Consider the following 15,770-nt stretch of genomic DNA (forward strand, 5'->3'; position numbering starts at 1 on the left):
CGCCAGTACTGCCAGTGGCCAGTGCTAGGACGTCCGAGCATTCCCTCATTCCGCGGCTCCGCGTTCGATTATCGCCCGCGAGTGGCCGGGGACGAAACGGCGTGAATACGGCCCAGGGGTTGATGGTGACACCCTGCGCGGGCAGTGAAAAGCCGCCGGGTGCGGTTGGCGGCCCGGCGGCCTCGGGATATCTGCGTCGGATTCCGAGTGGCGCGGGGCCTCAGCCGGCTACGCGTACGGAGAGCGCGTCACCGATCTCGGCGGTGCTGCGGGCGGGCTTGCCCACGCGCTCCGCGAGGTCGGCCGCGACCGCGTCCTCGATCCGGGCGGCCTCGGCCGCGTGGCCGAGATGGCGCAGCAGCAGGGCGACGGACAGGACGGTGGCGGTGGGGTCGGCCTTGCCCTGGCCGGCGATGTCCGGGGCCGAGCCGTGCACGGGCTCGAACATGGACGGGAACGCGCCGCCGGGGTTGATGTTGCCGGAGGCGGCCACGCCGATTCCGCCGGAGACGGCCGCGGCGAGGTCGGTGATGATGTCACCGAAGAGGTTGTCCGTGACGATTACGTCGAACCGCTCCGGCTGCGTGACCAGGTAGATGGTCGCCGCGTCGACGTGGATGTACTCGGTGGTGACCTCGGGGTACTCCTCGGCCACGCGGTTGAAGACGTTCGTCCACAGGTGGCCCGCGAAGGTCAGCACGTTGTTCTTGTGGACCAGCGTGAGCTTCTTGCGGGGGCGGGCCTGGGCGCGGGCGAAGGCGTCGCGCACCACACGCTCGACGCCGAAGGCCGTGTTGACGGAGACCTCGGTGGCGACCTCGTGCTCGGTCCCCCGGCGGATGCTGCCGCCGTTGCCGGTGTACGGGCCCTCGGTGCCCTCGCGGACGACCACGAAGTCGATCTCCGGCTGGCCGGCGAGCGGGGTGGCGACGCCGGGGAGCAGCTTGCTGGGGCGCAGGTTGACGTGGTGGTCGAAGGCGAAGCGGAGCTTGAGCAGGAAGCCGCGCTCCAGGACCCCGGACGGCACGGACGGGTCACCGATCGCGCCGAGCAGGATGGCGTCGTGCTGCTTCAGCGCGTCGAGGTCGGCGTCGGTGAGGGTCTCACCGGTGGCGTGGTAGCGCCGGGCGCCGAAGTCGTAGTCCTTGGTCTCCAGCTTCACATCCTGCGGAAGGACGGCGGAGAGGACCTTCAGGCCTTCGGCCACGACCTCCTGGCCGATGCCGTCACCGGGGATCACTGCGAGATTGATGCTGCGAGACATACGCGTACCGTACTCCTCGTCCCATGGGATGACACAGCATGTCCGCGATACGGACAGGCGGTCGGGGGTCGGCGTCGTCCCGTCGTCTGCCGTTCACCCCTGCGTACGGCGGGTGTTGGGGTGTGCTGGGAAGTTCACCCGCATGGAGACCCCCGACGTCGGCGTTCCGCCGCGGCTCGCCGACCGGATGAGCATGGCGGAACAGTACGACTACCTGCGCACCAAGGTCGTCCGGCGCCGCACGCTGGTGACGGCGGGCGCCGTGGCGGGCGGGCTGCTGACCGGCTGCTCGGGACCCGGCACGGGCTCGGCGGGTCCGGCCGCGGCCACGTCGGCGGCGGGCCCCGGCTCGGCCGTCGTCCCGTTCGGCCGCCATCTGGCCTTCGGCGCCGACCCGAGGACGCAGATGCGGATCTCCTGGCAGGTGCCGGCCGCGGTGCGCCGGCCGTACGTCCGCGTCGGGGTCCGCCCCGACGACCTGGGCCACCGGACCGACGCCGAGACCCGCGACCTGCACACCCCGGAGCTGCCGGGGGTGCGCGCGGCCGTCGAGCAGTACTACCTGCACGCGGCGCTCGACGGACTGCTGCCCGGCACGACCTACTACTACGGCGTCGGCCACGAAGGCTTCGACCCGGCCTCGCCGCGCCACCGGTCCGCGATCGGCTCGTTCCGCACGGCGCCGGCGAGCCCGGACTCGTTCGTCTTCACCGCCTTCGGCGACCAGGGCGTGGGCGAGGCGGCGGCCCTCAACGACAAGCTGCTGCTGCGCCGGAAGCCCGCCTTCCACCTGCACGCCGGGGACATCTGCTACGCCAACCCCACCGGCCGGGGCAAGGATTCGGACTCCTACGACCCGACGCACTGGGACCTGTTCATGCGGCAGAGCGAGCCGGTGGCCGGCTCGGTGCCGTGGATGGTGACCACCGGGAACCACGACATGGAGGCCTGGTACTCCCCCGACGGCTACGGCGGCCAGCTCGCCCGCTTCTCACTGCCCGACAACGGCTTCGACCCGCGCCGGACACCGGGTGCGTACAGCTTCGTCTACGGCAACGTCGGCGTCGTCGCGCTGGACGCGAACGACGTGTCGTACGAGATCCCCGCCAACCTCGGCCACACGGACGGCCGGCAGACGCGATGGCTGGACCGGACGCTCGCCCGGCTGCGCGAGGAGGTGGACTTCGTGGTGGTCTTCTTCCACCACTGCGCCTACTCGACGTCCTCGCACGCCTCGGACGGCGGTGTGCGCGCCGCTTGGGTGCCGCTGTTCGCCAGGCACGAGGTGGACCTGGTGATCAACGGGCACAACCACGTCTACGAGCGGACCGACGCGATCAAGGACGGCCGGGTCGGCCGGCGGGTGCCGGTCGGCGCGTCGACGGATCCGACGCGGGACGGGATCGTGTACGTCACGGCGGGCGGTGGCGGCAAGGACCTGTACGGCTTTCCCGCGGGCGTCCGGGAGAGCTACGAGGGGCACGTGGCCGACGAGGAGTCCGTGGACACCTTCCGCTGGACCAGGTCACGGCTCGCGAAAGCGGAGACCGTGGAGTGGTCACGCGTGCGGTACCGGGGCTTCTCGTTCCTGTCGGTGGAGGCGGTGGCGGGCACCGCTCCACGACTGGAGGTGTCCGCCGTCGCGTCGAGCGGCGAGCGCATCGACCACTTCGAGGTGCGGCGCGGCCGGTAGCCGGCGAGCGGCCACGGGGTCCGCGCCGCACCCCGGCCGGTTGCGGCTCCCGGCTCGGTGTCCCGTGCGGCGGTTGGCTCAGTGTCCCGTCGAGCCGCCGTTGTCGCGGCGGTCGAGGGCGCGCTGGAGAGCGGCTGCGGCGTTCTTGCGGTCGGAGTCACTCGTACGGGAGACGTGGCGGACTCGGCGGCGGACGGTCGTCTCGGCCATGGGAAATCGACTCCTTCGAGAATCCTGGAGTGCGGCAGGGGGATACGAGACGCCGGATGGGGCGGGGAGCGGTGCCGCAGGGGTTGCCTGCACGGGGCCCGGCTCACGACCGCCATTCGCTGGATCGAGCGAGACGTTCGGCTCCTACAAAACTAAGCGAGGACGGAGCGTCTGTCTCCACAATTACTCGGACTTCCTACTATCTGAGACGGCGGCGCGGGTCACCCGGCCGTGAACCGGCCCTTTCCGCGGGCGCGGTCAGAGCACGTCGCCGTCCCGCCAGTCGAAGAGGAGTTCGTGCGCGGCGTCGAGCGGACCCGCGAGCGCCGGCCGGACATAGGTGCTCCCCTCCTCCTCGGGAAGGCGCACGACGCCCGCCGGGCCCAGCGCCCCGATGCGGCCTGCCCAGCACTGCCAGCCGCGCGCCTCGTAGAGCCGGGCCCCCTCGTCGCTGGCGGACAGGGCGCCGAGGTCGTAGGCGCGGTCGACGATCCCCTCCAGCTCGGCCATGACGCGGCCGCCGAGCCCCTTGCGGCGGGCGTCGGGCCGTACGCCGACGTTCTCCACGTATCCGACGCGCAGCCACCGGTCCCGGTGCCGGGCGCGCCGCATGATCACCGAGCCGTGCGCGGCGAGCCCGGCATCGTCGTCGACCAGGACGTGCAGGCCGCCGAGGCCGTGCTCCCAGTCCTCGTCGCCGAACTCGCCGTCGAAGGCCGCGTCCAGCAGGGCGCGGATCTCGTGCAGCCGGGCGGGGGCGAGGTCGGCGGTGTGGGCGATCACCGGCCCAGTATCGCCGGGGCGCGGCCGGCCGTACATGGAAACCGCCCCCGGTCCGGAGGGGGATCCGGATCGGGGGCGGAGTCAGGGGTACCGCTCGGGCGTCAGCCCATGTGCGGGTACGTGTAGTCGGTCGGCGCGACCAGCGTCTCCTTGATGGCGCGGGTCAGGGTCCAGCGCATCAGGTTCTGCGGGGCGCCGGCCTTGTCGTTGGTGCCGGAGGCACGGCCGCCGCCGAAGGGCTGCTGGCCGACGACGGCGCCGGTCGACTTGTCGTTGATGTAGAAGTTGCCCGCGGCGTAGCGCAGCTTCTCCATCGTGTACGCGGCGGCGGCACGGTCGCCGGAGATGACCGAGCCGGTCAGGGCGTAGTCGGACACCGACTCCATCTGGGCCAGCATCTCGTCGTACTTGTCGTCCTCGTAGACGTGCACGGCGAGGATCGGGCCGAAGTACTCGGTCGTGAAGACCTCGTTCTCCGGGTCGGCGCACTCGATGACGGTCGGGCGGACGAAGTAGCCGACCGAGTCGTCGTAGGAGCCGCCGGCGACGATCGTGCAGGACGGGTCGGACTTGGCGCGGTCGATCGCGGCCTTGTTCTTGGCGAAGGCGCGCTCGTCGATGACGGCGCCGATGAAGTTCGACAGGTCGGTGACGTCACCCATGGTGATGTAGTCGACCTCGGCGGCGAACTCCTCCTTGAAACCGTCGTTCCAGATGGACGCCGGGACGTAGGCACGGGAGGTCGCCGAGCACTTCTGGCCCTGGTACTCGAAGGCACCGCGGGTCAGGGCGGTCTTCAGCACCGCGCGGTCGGCGCTCGGGTGCGCGACGACGAAGTCCTTGCCGCCGGTCTCGCCGACCAGGCGGGGGTAGGAGCGGTACTTCTCGATGTTGTTGCCGACCGTCTTCCACAGGTACTGGAAGGTCTTGGTCGAACCGGTGAAGTGGATGCCCGCGAGGTCGCGGTGCTCCAGGGCGACCTCGGACACCTCGATGCCGTCGCCGGTGACGAGGTTGATGACGCCCTTGGGCAGACCCGCCTCCTCCAGCAGCCGCATCAGCAGCACGGCGGCGTGGGTCTGGGTCGGGGACGGCTTCCAGACGACGACGTTGCCCATGAGCGCGGGCGCGGTCGGCAGGTTGCCGGCGATCGCCGTGAAGTTGAACGGCGTGATCGCGTAGACGAAGCCCTCCAGCGGGCGGTGGTCGAGGCGGTTCCACACACCCGGGGAGTTGGCCGGGGGCTGCTCGGCCAGGATCTGGCGGGCGTAGGCCACGTTGAAGCGCCAGAAGTCGACGAGCTCGCAGGGGGTGTCGATCTCGGCCTGCTGGGCGGTCTTGGACTGGCCGAGCATGGTGGAGGCGGCCAGGGTCTCGCGCCACGGGCCGGCCAGCAGCTCGGCGGCGCGCAGGATGATCGCCGCGCGGTCGTCGAAGGACATCGCGCGCCAGGCCGGCGCGGCGGCCAGGGCCGCGTCGATGGCGTCCTGCGCGTCCTGCTGGGTGGCGTTGCGGTAGGTGCCGAGGACGGCCTTGTGGTTGTGCGGCTGGACGACCTGGAAGGCCTCGCCGCCGCCCATCCGCTGCTCGCCGCCGATGGTCATCGGCAGGTCGATCGGGTTCTCGGCCAGCTCCTTGAGCTTGACCTCCAGCCGGGCGCGCTCGGGCGAGCCGGGGGCGTAGCCGTGCACCGGCTCGTTGACGGGGGTGGGGACCTGGGTCACAGCGTCCATGAGTTCCGTAACTCCTTACTGAGCGGTGGGTGGGTCAGCCCTTGGTGATCATGCTGCGGGCGAAGAAGCGCAGGTTCGCGGGCTTCTCCGCGAGGCGGCGCATGAAGTAGCCGTACCAGTCCGTGCCGTAGGCCGTGTAGACGCGCATCCGGTGTCCCTCGGCGGCCAGTCGCAGGTGCTCCTCGCTGCGGATGCCGTACAGCATCTGGAACTCGTACTCGTCCAGCTTGCGCCCGGCGTGGCGGGCCATCTCCTGGGCGATGGAGATCAGGCGCGGGTCGTGGGACCCGACCATCGGGTACCCCTCGCCCTCCATCAGAGTCCGCAGGATGCGCACGTAGGCCTTGTCGATCTCGTGCTTCTGCTGGTAGGCGACCTCGGCGGGCTCCTTGTAGGCGCCCTTGACGAGGCGTACCCGGCTGCCGTTCGCGGCGAGGCGGCGGGCGTCGGCCTCGGTGCGGAAGAGGTAGGCCTGGATGACGCAGCCGGTCTGCGGGAAGTCCCGGCGCAGCTCGTCGTGGATCGCGAACATCGAGTCGAGGGTGGTGTGGTCCTCGGCGTCCAGGGTGACCGTGGTGCCGATCTCGGCGGCGGCCTCGACGACCGGGCGGACGTTGGCGAGGGCCAGCTCGTGGCCGCCCTCCAGCGCCTGTCCGAACATCGACAGCTTCACGGACATCTCGACCTTCTCGCCGAGCTCCAGCGCCTTGAGCCGGTCGATCAGCTCGAGATAGGCGTCCCGGGCGGCGGCGGCCTGCTCACGGGTGGTGATGTCCTCGCCGACGACGTCCATCGTCAGTTCGAGGCCGCGGGCGGTGAGGTCCCGGACGATCGGCAGGACGTTGTCGACGGTCTCGCCGGGGATGAAGCGGTCGACGACCTGTTTCGTCACCGGGGCCGCCGAGATCAGACGTCGCATCCGGTCGCTGCGCGACGCGGCGAGAATCACGGGACCCAGCACGGGGCACCTCCTGAGCACAACCAACACAAGGCCGACACCCGACGATTCGGGCACGGCACGGAGAACCACCGTGAAACCTAGGGATCCCTTCGATCGTGGGCCATCGACAGCTGTCACGCATCCCTGCCGCAGATCTCAGACAGATGTATGAAGGAAGCCGGGAAATGCGGCAGAATGCCCTGGTGGCGTCGGATTACAAGGATGACTACCAGGAGCTGGTCGACGAGATCTCCGAGCTCCTGGGCGCCCCCGCGACGCTGGAGAACCGCGACTTCGAGCTGATCGCGTTCGGCACCTACGACAGCGAGGGCGATCTGGACCCCTCGGCCCTGGACCCGGTGCGCGCCCGCTCGATCCTGACCCGGCGCTCCACCTCGGCCGTCCGTGCCTGGTTCGAGGGCTTCGGCATCACCCGGGCCACGGGTCCGGTGCACATCCCGCGCGCCCCGGAGGCCGGGGTGTACCGGGGCCGCGTCTGCCTGCCGGTACGCCATCGGGGTGTGGTGCTCGGATACGTCTGGCTGCTGGAGGACGACCCGGGCCCGACCGAGCAGCAGCTGTCGGCCGCGATGGCGGTGACCGTGCGGATCGGGGCGCTGCTCGCCGACGAGGCGCAGCACGGCGCCGACCTCACCCGGGAGCTGCGGGCGGCGCTGACCGCCGAACGCGGCTGGCAGCGCGACATGGCGGTGGCGGCACTGCGCACCGCGCTGGGCCCGCGCGCCGAGGGTCCGCACGCGGTGCTGTGCCTGGCGCCGTGGCCGTCCGCCGACCCGGACGACGCGCCGTCGGCCCGTACGGTGCCGCACGCGACCGCCCTGTGCACGCTCCCGTGGGGAGCGACGGGGCAGAGCCTGGCGGTGCTGGTGCGGCTGCGGTCCGCGGACGCGCGCACCCCGGCGCTGACGGCGGCGTCCCGGCTGCTGGGCGAGGGCATCCGGGCCGGCGTCGGTGAACCGCTGACCGCCCTGGCCGAACTGGGCACCGCCTGGCAGCAGGCCTGCGCAGCGGCCCGCGCCGCCCTGGCCGAGCCCCGTCTGGGCCAGGTCGTCGAGTGGTCCCGCATCGGGCCCTACCGCATGCTGACCGCCCTGCCCCCGCAGCCGGGCCACGACCCCGCGGTCGCTCCCCTGCTGTCCCCGACCCAGCGCGAACTGGCCCGCACCGCCGAGGTGTTCCTCGACTGCGCGGGCCAGGCCGGGCGCGCGGCGGCCGAGTTGGGCATCCACCGGCAGACGCTGTACTACCGCCTGTCCCGGGTCGAGCGGCTGACCGGCCTGGACCTGGACGACGGCGAGGACCGGCTGCTGCTGCACATGGCACTGAAGCGGGCGCGGCTCTGACCGGCGGTCAGCTCTTCGTGGCGCCCTCGATGACCCGGCGCAGGCCCTCGGTGAGCCGGTCGGCGTCGCTCGCGCTGTCCGGATCGAAGGTCCACTGCGCCATCAGACCCATGAGCACCGTGAGGTAGAAGGCGCCGAGCGTGTCCACGGTCTCGTCCGTGACGTCCTCCTCGCGGCCCCCCATGAGGAGCGAGACGAGACCGCGGGCGCCCTCGCGCTGGGCCCGCGCCAGATGGTCGCGCACCTCGGGCAGCCGGTCGCCGATGGCGACGATCTCGGCGCTGAGCCGCCACACGGAACCGGGCTCCCGCATCGTGGCGACGACGTTCGACCACACGGCGCGGAACCGGTCCAGCGACCCGGGCTCGCCCGGCATCTCGACCGCCCCACCGCCGTCGAAGGCGACGGCCATCTCCTCGACGAGTTCGATGTACGCCTGCGCCAGCAGCGCGTCCTTCGACCCGTAGTGGTAGCCGATCGAGGCCAGGTTGGTCCCCGACTCCCCGACGATGTCGCGCGCCGTCGTCCGCACGAAGCCCTTCGCCAGCAGGCAGCGCTTGGCGCCCGCCAGCAGATCCTCACGGTGTCCCATGCCACCAGCGTATCGCCGCCCTGTACAACCGTCCCATACGCCCGTCCCATACAGACGTCCTAGACAGCCGTTTAATACGCTCGTACAGTCGACGGCATGACCACGATCCCCACGACCCCGCCGGCCCGCGCGGGGCGCCGCGAGTGGACCGCGCTCGGCGTGCTGATGCTCCCGCTGCTGCTGGTCTCGATGGACGTCTCGGTGCTCTACTTCGCCATCCCGGCGATCAGCGCCGACCTGCGACCCACCGGCACCCAGCAACTGTGGATCTTCGACATCTACGCCTTCGTCCTGGCCGGACTGCTGATGACGATGGGCTCGCTGGGCGACCGCGTCGGCCGCCGCCGGCTCCTGCTGATCGGCGCCGCGGCGTTCGGTGCCGCCTCGCTCATCGCGGCCCACGCCGACAGCGCCGAGACCCTCATCGCGGCCCGCGCCGTCCTCGGCATCGGCGGCGCGACCCTGATGCCCTCGACGCTCGCACTGGTGCGCACCCTGTTCACGGACCCCGCCCAGCGCGCGACGGCGATCGGACTGTGGGCCGGCGTGCTGACCGCGGGCGTCGCCCTCGGCTCGGTGCTCAGCGGCGTACTGGTGGAGTTCTTCTGGTGGGGCTCGGTCTTCCTGGTCAACCTGCCCGCGATGGCGTTGCTGCTGGTCCTCGGCCCGATGCTGCTCCCCGAGTCGAAGGACCCGGACCCCGGCCGCTTCGACCGGCCGAGCGTCCCGCTGTCGATGGCCGCGGTCCTGCCCGTGGTCTACGGCCTGAAGGAGATCCCGTCCCACGGCTGGAACGTCCGCTACGTCGTCTCGATCACCGTCGGGATGCTCTTCGCGGCCCTCTTCGTCCACCGCCAGCGCACCGCGGCCTCCCCCATGATCCCGCCCGCCCTGTTCCGGAGCCGCGGTTTCGCCCCCGCCGTCGCGCTGAACCTGCTCGCGCTGTTCGGGATGATGGGCTCCGCGTACTTCACCACCCAGTACCTCCAGTCGGTGCTCGGCAAGAGCGCGATGGAAGCCGCCCTGTGGGCGCTGCTCCCCTCCGTGCCGATCGGCCTCGCCGCCCCCCTCGTGACCCATCTGGTGCGGCGCGGCGTGCCGCGCGAACACGTCGTGACGGCGGGCTTCGCCTCCGCGGCCGGGGGTTACGGGGTGCTGGCCCTGACCGGTCCGGACTCGCTCCGGCTGGTGCTGGCCGGGTGCGCGGTACTGGCCTGCGGCGTGACGATGGTGACGACCCAGATCGTCGACCTCGCCCTGAGCGCGGCCCCGGTGGAACGGTCGGGCACGGCGTCGTCCCTGATGGAGACCGGCGCGGAGTTCGGCGGGGCGCTGGGCATGGCCGTCCTCGGCTCCGTCGGAACCGCCGTCTACCGCCGCAACGTCCCGGACGGAGCGCCCGCCGAGGCGCACGAGACCCTGGGCGGCGCGCTCGCCGTCGCCGAGCGGCTGCCGGGACGCGCGGGGGACGTCCTGGCGGCCGCGGCCCGGGAGGCGTTCACGGACGGGATGCGGGCGGCGTCGGTCGCCGGAGCGGTGGTACTGACGGCCGCCGCGGCGCTCGCGGCGCTGACCCTGCGGCGGATCCGGGTCCCCCGGGTGCCTCGGCCGGCGCGGAAGGCGGCCGTCTGACGCGGCGAGACGGCGTACGAAAGGCGCCGGACGCTGGTTCCCCAGCGTCCGGCGCCTCGCCGTCCCGCGTTCGTGCGGCTCAGTGACGTGCCTTCGGGATCAGACCAGGTTCACCGAGCGGGCGGACGTCGCACCGATCTCCGCGGCGACCTCGCCCAGCACGGCGGAGGACACCGTGTCGTCCACCGTCAGGACGGCCAGCGCCTCGCCACCGGCGGCGGACCGCGCGACCTGCATGCCCGCGATGTTCAGCCCCGCCTCGCCGAGGATGCGCCCGACCGTGCCGACGACACCCGGCCGGTCCTCGTACCGCAGGACGACCATGTGGTCGGCGAGCGCGAGGTCCACGTCGTAGTCGCCGACCGCGACGAGCTTCTGGAGGTGCTTCGGACCGGCGAGCGTGCCGGACACCGACACCTCCTCACCGTCGCCGAGGGTGCCGCGCACGGTGACCACGTTGCGGTGGTCCGGGGACTCAGAGCTGGTGGTCAGCCGCACCTCCACACCGCGTTCCTGGGCGAACAGCGGCGCGTTGACGTAGGACACCGTCTCGTCGACGACGTCCTCGAAGACGCCCTTGAGAGCCGACAGCTCCAGCACCTTCACGTCGTGCTGGGTGATCTCGCCGTAGACCTCGACGTCGAGGCGGACGGCGACCTCGCCGGCGAGCGCGGTGAAGATCCGGCCGAGGCGCTCGGCGAGCGGCAGGCCCGGCTTGACGTCCTCGGCGATGACACCGCCCTGGACGTTGACCGCGTCGGGGACCAGTTCACCCGCGAGGGCGAGCCGCACCGAGCGGGCGACGGCGATACCGGCCTTCTCCTGCGCCTCGTCGGTGGAGGCACCGAGGTGCGGCGTGGCCACGACCTGGTCGAACTCGAACAGCGGCGAGTCCGTGCACGGCTCCTTGGCGTACACGTCGAGTCCGGCGCCCGCGACCCGGCCCTCCTTGAGGGCGGAGTACAGCGCCTCCTCGTCGACGATGCCGCCACGCGCCGCGTTGACGATCCGCACGCTCGGCTTGACCTTGCGCAGCGCCTCCGCGCCGATCAGACCGAGGGTCTCCGGCGTCTTCGGCAGGTGGACGGTGATGAAGTCTGCGACCTCCAGCAGCTCGTCCAGCGACAGCACCTTGACGCCCATCTGCGCGGCCCGCGCGGGCTGCACGTAGGGGTCGTAGGCCACGACCTTCATACCGAAGGCGGACATGCGCTGTGCGACGAGGGCGCCGATCCGGCCCAGGCCCACGACACCGAGGGTCTTCTCGGCCAGCTCGACGCCCGTGTACTTGCTGCGCTTCCACTCGCCGTTCTTCAGCGCGGCGTTGGCCTGCGGGATGTTGCGGGCGGTGGCGACGATGAGACCGCAGGCCAGCTCGGCGGCGGTCACGATGTTGGAGGTGGGGGCGTTGACCACCATCACGCCGGCCTTGGTGGCGGCGGAGACGTCCACGTTGTCGAGACCGACGCCAGCTCGTGCGACGACCTTGAGCCTGCTCGCGGCGGCGATCGCCTCGGCGTCCACCTTGGTGGCCGAGCGGATCAGGATCGCGTCCACCTCGGCGATGGCCGGCAGCAGCTCGGAGCGGTCCGCGCCGTTGCAGTGACGGATCTCGAAGTCCGGACCGAGCGCGTCGACGGTCGCGGGCGACAGTTCTTCAGCGATGAGTACGACAGGTTTCGAGCTCACGTGAGTCCTCACAAGTCTGGGGGCACCTCCCAAGCCCTCAACGGCTATGGGGGAGCATGCGGACGGCCGTCCCGACGGCCGCAGGCGGAGGAGGGGCTAGCCGCGTGGAAGACGCACGACGCTGTGGGCCCTGACGCGTATGTAGTACGGCAGTGTAGTGGCGCGTTGGAGGTCGTCTTGCGCCTCGGCGGAAGGATCACCCGTCCGTGGCAGGACGCGATGGACAACGTCTCTTCCACTCGACGTTACCCGTGGTTCGCCGAAGGGGCCGGAGTGCACCACTCCGGCCCCTTCGGCATGAGGCTTACGCCTCCTCGTTCACCCACGACATGAGCTTGCGCAGCTCCTTGCCCGTGGTCTCCAGCAGGTGCTCGGAGTCCTGCTGCTTGTACTCGTTGTACTTCTTCAGACCGCCGTGGTACTCGTCCATCCAGTTCTGGGCGAACGTGCCGTCCTGGATCTCGGCGAGGACCTTCTTCATCTCGGCCTTGGTGGCGTCGGTGATGATGCGCGGACCGGTGACGTAGTCGCCCCACTCGGCGGTCTCGGAGATCGACCAGCGCATCTTCTCCAGGCCGCCCTCGTACATGAGGTCCACGATCAGCTTCAGCTCGTGCAGGCACTCGAAGTACGCGATCTCCGGCTGGTAGCCCGCCTCGGTCAGCGTCTCGAAGCCCGCCTTGACCAGCGCGGCCGTACCACCGCAGAGGACGGCCTGCTCACCGAACAGGTCGGTCTCGGTCTCCTCGGTGAAGGTCGTCTTGATGACGCCGGCGCGGGTGCCGCCGATGCCCTTGGCGTACGACAGCGCCAGCGCGAAGCCGTTCCCGGTGGCGTCCTGCTCGACGGCCGCGATGCACGGGACGCCGCGGCCCTCCTCGTACTGGCGGCGCACCAGGTGGCCCGGGCCCTTGGGGGCGACCATGCAGACGTCGACACCGGCCGGGGGCTTGATGAAGCCGAAGCGGATGTTGAAGCCGTGGCCGAAGAACAGGGCGTCGCCGTCGTTGAGGTTGTCCTTGATGGACTCCTCGTAGACCTGGGCCTGGATCGGGTCCGGCACCAGGATCATGATGACGTCGGCCTCGGCGGCGGCCTCCGACGGGGTCACCACGCGCAGGCCCTGCTCCTCGGCCTTGGCCTTGGACTTGGAGCCCTCGTGCAGACCGACACGGACGTCGACACCCGAGTCACGCAGCGACAGGGCGTGCGCGTGGCCCTGGCTGCCGTAACCGATGACCGCGACCTTGCGGCCCTGGATGATGGACAGGTCGGCGTCGGCGTCGTAGAACAGCTCGGCCACTTTGGGTTCTCTCCTTGGGGGTGCAGGTGTTGCGTCCCACCGTATGACGGCGGCGGGAGGGGAGGTTCGGGGGTCTCGGCATACGGGCGGCCGGGTCGTCGTCCGTCCGGCCGCCCGCGGGGGTCAGGCCGACCGGTCCAGTGCGCGGAGCGATCGGTCCGTGATCGACCGTGCGCCGCGTCCGATCGCGATCGTGCCGGACTGGACCAGTTCCTTGATGCCGTACGGCTCCAGCATCTTGAGCATGGCGGACAGCTTGTCGCTGCTGCCGGTGGCCTCGATGGTGACGGCCTCGGGCGAGACGTCGACGGTCTTGGCCCGGAACAGCTGGACGATCTCGACGATCTGCGAGCGCGTCTCGTTGTCGGCGCGCACCTTCACCAGAACGAGTTCCCGCTGAACGGCCGAACCCGGCTCCAGCTCGACGATCTTCAGCACGTTGACCAGCTTGTTGAGCTGCTTGGTCACCTGCTCCAGCGGCAGGTCCTCGACGTTCACCACGATGGTGATGCGGGAGATGTCGGGGTGCTCGGTGACGCCGACCGCGAGCGAGTCGATGTTGAAGCCTCGGCGGGAGAACAGGGCGGCGATCCGGGCGAGGATGCCCGGCGTGTTCTCCACCAGGACGGAGAGCGTGTGCTTGGACATTTCTCTTTCGTCTCTCTCGCTCAGTCGTCTTCGTTGTCGCCGAAGTCGGGGCGGACGTCCCGGGCGGCCATGATCTCGTCGTTGGAGGTGCCGGCCGCGACCATCGGCCACACCATCGCGTCCTCGTGGACGATGAAGTCGACGACGACCGGGCGGTCGTTGATCGAGTTCGCCTCCTCGATGACCTTGTCGAGGTCGTCCGGCGACTCGCAGCGGATGGCGTAGCAGCCCATGGCCTCCGACAGCTTCACGAAGTCGGGGACACGGGTGCCGGTGCCCGGCTGCTTGCCGTCGGCCTCGGGACCGCTGTGCAGCACCGTGTTGGAGTACCGCTGGTTGTAGAAGAGGGTCTGCCACTGGCGGACCATCCCGAGCGCGCCGTTGTTGATGATGGCGACCTTGATCGGGATGTTGTTCAGGGCGCAGGTGGTCAGTTCCTGGTTGGTCATCTGGAAGCAGCCGTCGCCGTCGATCGCCCACACCGCGCGCTCCGGGGCGCCCGCCTTGGCGCCCATGGCGGCCGGGACCGCGTACCCCATCGTCCCGGCGCCGCCGGAGTTCAGCCAGGTCGCGGGCTTCTCGTAGCGGATGAAGTGCGCCGCCCACATCTGGTGCTGGCCGACGCCCGCCGCGAAGATCGTGCCCTCCGGCGCGAGCTGCCCGATCCGCTCGATGACCTGCTGCGGGGAGAGCGAGCCGTTCCCGGGCTGGTCGTAGCCGAGCGGGTAGGTCTCGCGCCAGCGGTTCAGGTCCTTCCACCAGGCCTCGTAGTCGCCCCGGTGGCCCTCGCCGTGCTCCTTCTGCACCGCCTGGACGAGGTCGGCGATGACCTCGCGGGCGTCACCCACGATCGGCACGTCGGCGGCGCGGTTCTTGCCGATCTCGGCCGGGTCGATGTCGGCGTGGACGATCCTGGCGTGCGGCGCGAAGCTGTCCAGCTTGCCGGTGACGCGGTCGTCGAAGCGGGCTCCGAGGGCGACGATCAGGTCGGCCTTCTGCAGCGCGGTGACGGCGGTGACCGAACCGTGCATGCCCGGCATTCCCACGTGCAGCGGGTGGCTGTCGGGGAATGCGCCGAGCGCCATCAGGGTGGTGGTGACGGGCGCTCCGGTGAGTTCCGCGAGGACCTTGAGCTCGGTGGTGGCCTGCGCCTTGAGGACACCGCCGCCGACGTACAGGACGGGGCGCCGGGCGGAGGTGATCAGCTTGGCGGCCTCGCGGATCTGCTTGGCGTGCGGCTTGGTCACCGGGCGGTAGCCGGGCAGGTCCATCGTGGGCGGCCAGGAGAAGGTGGTCTGCGCCTGGAGGGCGTCCTTGGCGATGTCGACCAGGACCGGGCCGGGACGGCCGCTGGAGGCGATGTGGAAGGCCTGCGCGATCACCCGCGGGATGTCCTCGGCCTTGGTGACCAGGAAGTTGTGCTTGGTGATCGGCATCGTGATGCCGACGATGTCCGCCTCCTGGAAGGCGTCCGTGCCGATCGCCTTGGAGGCGACCTGCCCGGTGATCGCGACCATCGGCACCGAGTCCATGTGGGCGTCGGCGATCGGGGTGACCAGGTTGGTCGCGCCGGGACCCGACGTCGCCATGCAGACCCCGACCCGGCCGGTGGCCTGCGCGTAGCCGGTGGCGGCGTGACCGGCGCCCTGCTCGTGCCGGACCAGGACGTGCCGCACCCGGGTGGAGTCCATCAGCGGGTCGTACGCCGGAAGGATCGCACCGCCGGGAATGCCGAATACCGTGTCGGCGCCGACCTCCTCGAGAGAGCGGATGAGGGACTGCGCACCCGTGACGCGCTCGGGGGCGGACGACTGTCCTCCGGATCGGGGCCGCGGCTGCGGGTGATGGGCCCCGGAGGCCTGCTCGGTCATCGGCATTCTCTTCTCGATGCTGAGGGTTTTTGCGAGGTTTGTACGGTG

Annotated in this window: 13 protein-coding genes; 3 read left to right on the forward strand and 10 right to left on the reverse strand. The window is 70.8% G+C overall.

The genetic code is table 11. The features are described from left to right. Positions 1-220 precede the first annotated feature (220 nt). Positions 221-1,264, reverse strand: coding sequence for a 3-isopropylmalate dehydrogenase (locus DN051_RS12660; RefSeq protein WP_112438722.1), 1,044 nt, complete (start codon positions 1,262-1,264; stop codon positions 221-223). 142 nt (positions 1,265-1,406) lie between these two features. On the opposite strand from DN051_RS12660, the gene DN051_RS12665 reads away from it, so the two are divergent. After that, entirely contained in the window at positions 1,407-2,957 is a 1,551-nt protein-coding gene (locus DN051_RS12665) for a purple acid phosphatase family protein (RefSeq protein ID WP_112438723.1), read from the forward strand. A 78-nt stretch (positions 2,958-3,035) separates the two neighbouring features. Here the strand turns inward: DN051_RS12665 and DN051_RS47265 are convergent, their stop codons facing one another. From DN051_RS47265 to DN051_RS12685, 4 genes are all read right to left on the reverse strand, one after another. Then, complete coding sequence (locus tag DN051_RS47265; RefSeq protein ID WP_107093969.1) at positions 3,036-3,167, reverse strand: hypothetical protein; 132 nt, start codon at positions 3,165-3,167, stop codon at positions 3,036-3,038. A 258-nt stretch (positions 3,168-3,425) separates the two neighbouring features. Then, positions 3,426-3,986 (reverse strand): GNAT family N-acetyltransferase, encoded by a 561-nt coding sequence (locus DN051_RS12675; protein ID WP_053760020.1) that lies wholly within the window; start codon positions 3,984-3,986, stop codon positions 3,426-3,428. A 65-nt stretch (positions 3,987-4,051) separates the two neighbouring features. Then, entirely contained in the window at positions 4,052-5,683 is a 1,632-nt protein-coding gene (gene pruA, locus DN051_RS12680) for an L-glutamate gamma-semialdehyde dehydrogenase (protein WP_112438724.1), read from the reverse strand. A 34-nt stretch (positions 5,684-5,717) separates the two neighbouring features. Continuing rightward, positions 5,718-6,644 (reverse strand): proline dehydrogenase family protein, encoded by a 927-nt coding sequence (locus tag DN051_RS12685; protein ID WP_053760018.1) that lies wholly within the window; start codon positions 6,642-6,644, stop codon positions 5,718-5,720. Between the two features lie 164 nt (positions 6,645-6,808). Between DN051_RS12685 and DN051_RS12690 the strand changes: the two genes are divergently transcribed. After that, entirely contained in the window at positions 6,809-7,987 is a 1,179-nt protein-coding gene (locus tag DN051_RS12690) for a PucR family transcriptional regulator (protein WP_246041010.1), read from the forward strand. A gap of 7 nt (positions 7,988-7,994) precedes the next feature. Here DN051_RS12690 and DN051_RS12695 read toward each other — a convergent pair whose 3' ends face one another. Beyond that, the gene (locus tag DN051_RS12695) at positions 7,995-8,579 is read right to left on the reverse strand and encodes a TetR/AcrR family transcriptional regulator (RefSeq protein WP_112438725.1); all 585 of its coding nucleotides are present in this window, start codon (positions 8,577-8,579) and stop codon (positions 7,995-7,997) included. 96 nt (positions 8,580-8,675) lie between these two features. On the opposite strand from DN051_RS12695, the gene DN051_RS12700 reads away from it, so the two are divergent. Then, positions 8,676-10,211 (forward strand): MFS transporter, encoded by a 1,536-nt coding sequence (locus DN051_RS12700; RefSeq protein ID WP_112438726.1) that lies wholly within the window; start codon positions 8,676-8,678, stop codon positions 10,209-10,211. 99 nt (positions 10,212-10,310) lie between these two features. On the opposite strand, the gene serA is transcribed toward DN051_RS12700, so the two are convergent. The 4 genes from serA to DN051_RS12720 all read right to left on the reverse strand — a co-directional run bounded on the left by serA (position 10,311) and on the right by DN051_RS12720 (position 15,728). Next, positions 10,311-11,900: a phosphoglycerate dehydrogenase gene (serA, locus tag DN051_RS12705; protein WP_053760014.1), complete on the reverse strand. Its 1,590-nt coding sequence runs from the start codon at positions 11,898-11,900 to the stop codon at positions 10,311-10,313. A 304-nt stretch (positions 11,901-12,204) separates the two neighbouring features. Beyond that, complete coding sequence (ilvC, locus tag DN051_RS12710) at positions 12,205-13,203, reverse strand: ketol-acid reductoisomerase (protein WP_053760013.1); 999 nt, start codon at positions 13,201-13,203, stop codon at positions 12,205-12,207. Between the two features lie 123 nt (positions 13,204-13,326). Next, positions 13,327-13,851, reverse strand: a complete 525-nt coding sequence (gene ilvN, locus DN051_RS12715; protein WP_043504310.1) for an acetolactate synthase small subunit — start codon at positions 13,849-13,851, stop codon at positions 13,327-13,329. Positions 13,852-13,871: 20 nt separating this feature from the next. Beyond that, positions 13,872-15,728, reverse strand: a complete 1,857-nt coding sequence (locus tag DN051_RS12720; protein ID WP_112438727.1) for an acetolactate synthase large subunit — start codon at positions 15,726-15,728, stop codon at positions 13,872-13,874. Positions 15,729-15,770: the final 42 nt, after the last annotated feature.

Origin of the sequence: Streptomyces cadmiisoli, from assembly GCF_003261055.1 — a bacterium.
GTDB lineage: Bacteria > Actinomycetota > Actinomycetes > Streptomycetales > Streptomycetaceae > Streptomyces > Streptomyces cadmiisoli.

Excerpts from the sequence above, each read along its gene's own strand:
- DN051_RS12660 (WP_112438722.1), bottom strand. The coding sequence starts at position 1,264 with ATGTCTCGCAGCATCAATCTCGCAGTGATCCCCGGTGACGGCATCGGC.
- DN051_RS12665 (WP_112438723.1), top strand. The coding sequence starts at position 1,407 with ATGGAGACCCCCGACGTCGGCGTTCCGCCGCGGCTCGCCGACCGGATG.
- DN051_RS47265 (WP_107093969.1), bottom strand. The coding sequence starts at position 3,167 with ATGGCCGAGACGACCGTCCGCCGCCGAGTCCGCCACGTCTCCCGTACG.
- DN051_RS12675 (WP_053760020.1), bottom strand. The coding sequence starts at position 3,986 with ATGTACGGCCGGCCGCGCCCCGGCGATACTGGGCCGGTGATCGCCCAC.
- pruA (WP_112438724.1), bottom strand. The coding sequence starts at position 5,683 with ATGGACGCTGTGACCCAGGTCCCCACCCCCGTCAACGAGCCGGTGCAC.
- DN051_RS12690 (WP_246041010.1), top strand. The coding sequence starts at position 6,809 with ATGCGGCAGAATGCCCTGGTGGCGTCGGATTACAAGGATGACTACCAG.
- DN051_RS12695 (WP_112438725.1), bottom strand. The coding sequence starts at position 8,579 with ATGGGACACCGTGAGGATCTGCTGGCGGGCGCCAAGCGCTGCCTGCTG.
- DN051_RS12700 (WP_112438726.1), top strand. The coding sequence starts at position 8,676 with ATGACCACGATCCCCACGACCCCGCCGGCCCGCGCGGGGCGCCGCGAG.
- ilvN (WP_043504310.1), bottom strand. The coding sequence starts at position 13,851 with ATGTCCAAGCACACGCTCTCCGTCCTGGTGGAGAACACGCCGGGCATC.
- DN051_RS12720 (WP_112438727.1), bottom strand. The coding sequence starts at position 15,728 with ATGCCGATGACCGAGCAGGCCTCCGGGGCCCATCACCCGCAGCCGCGG.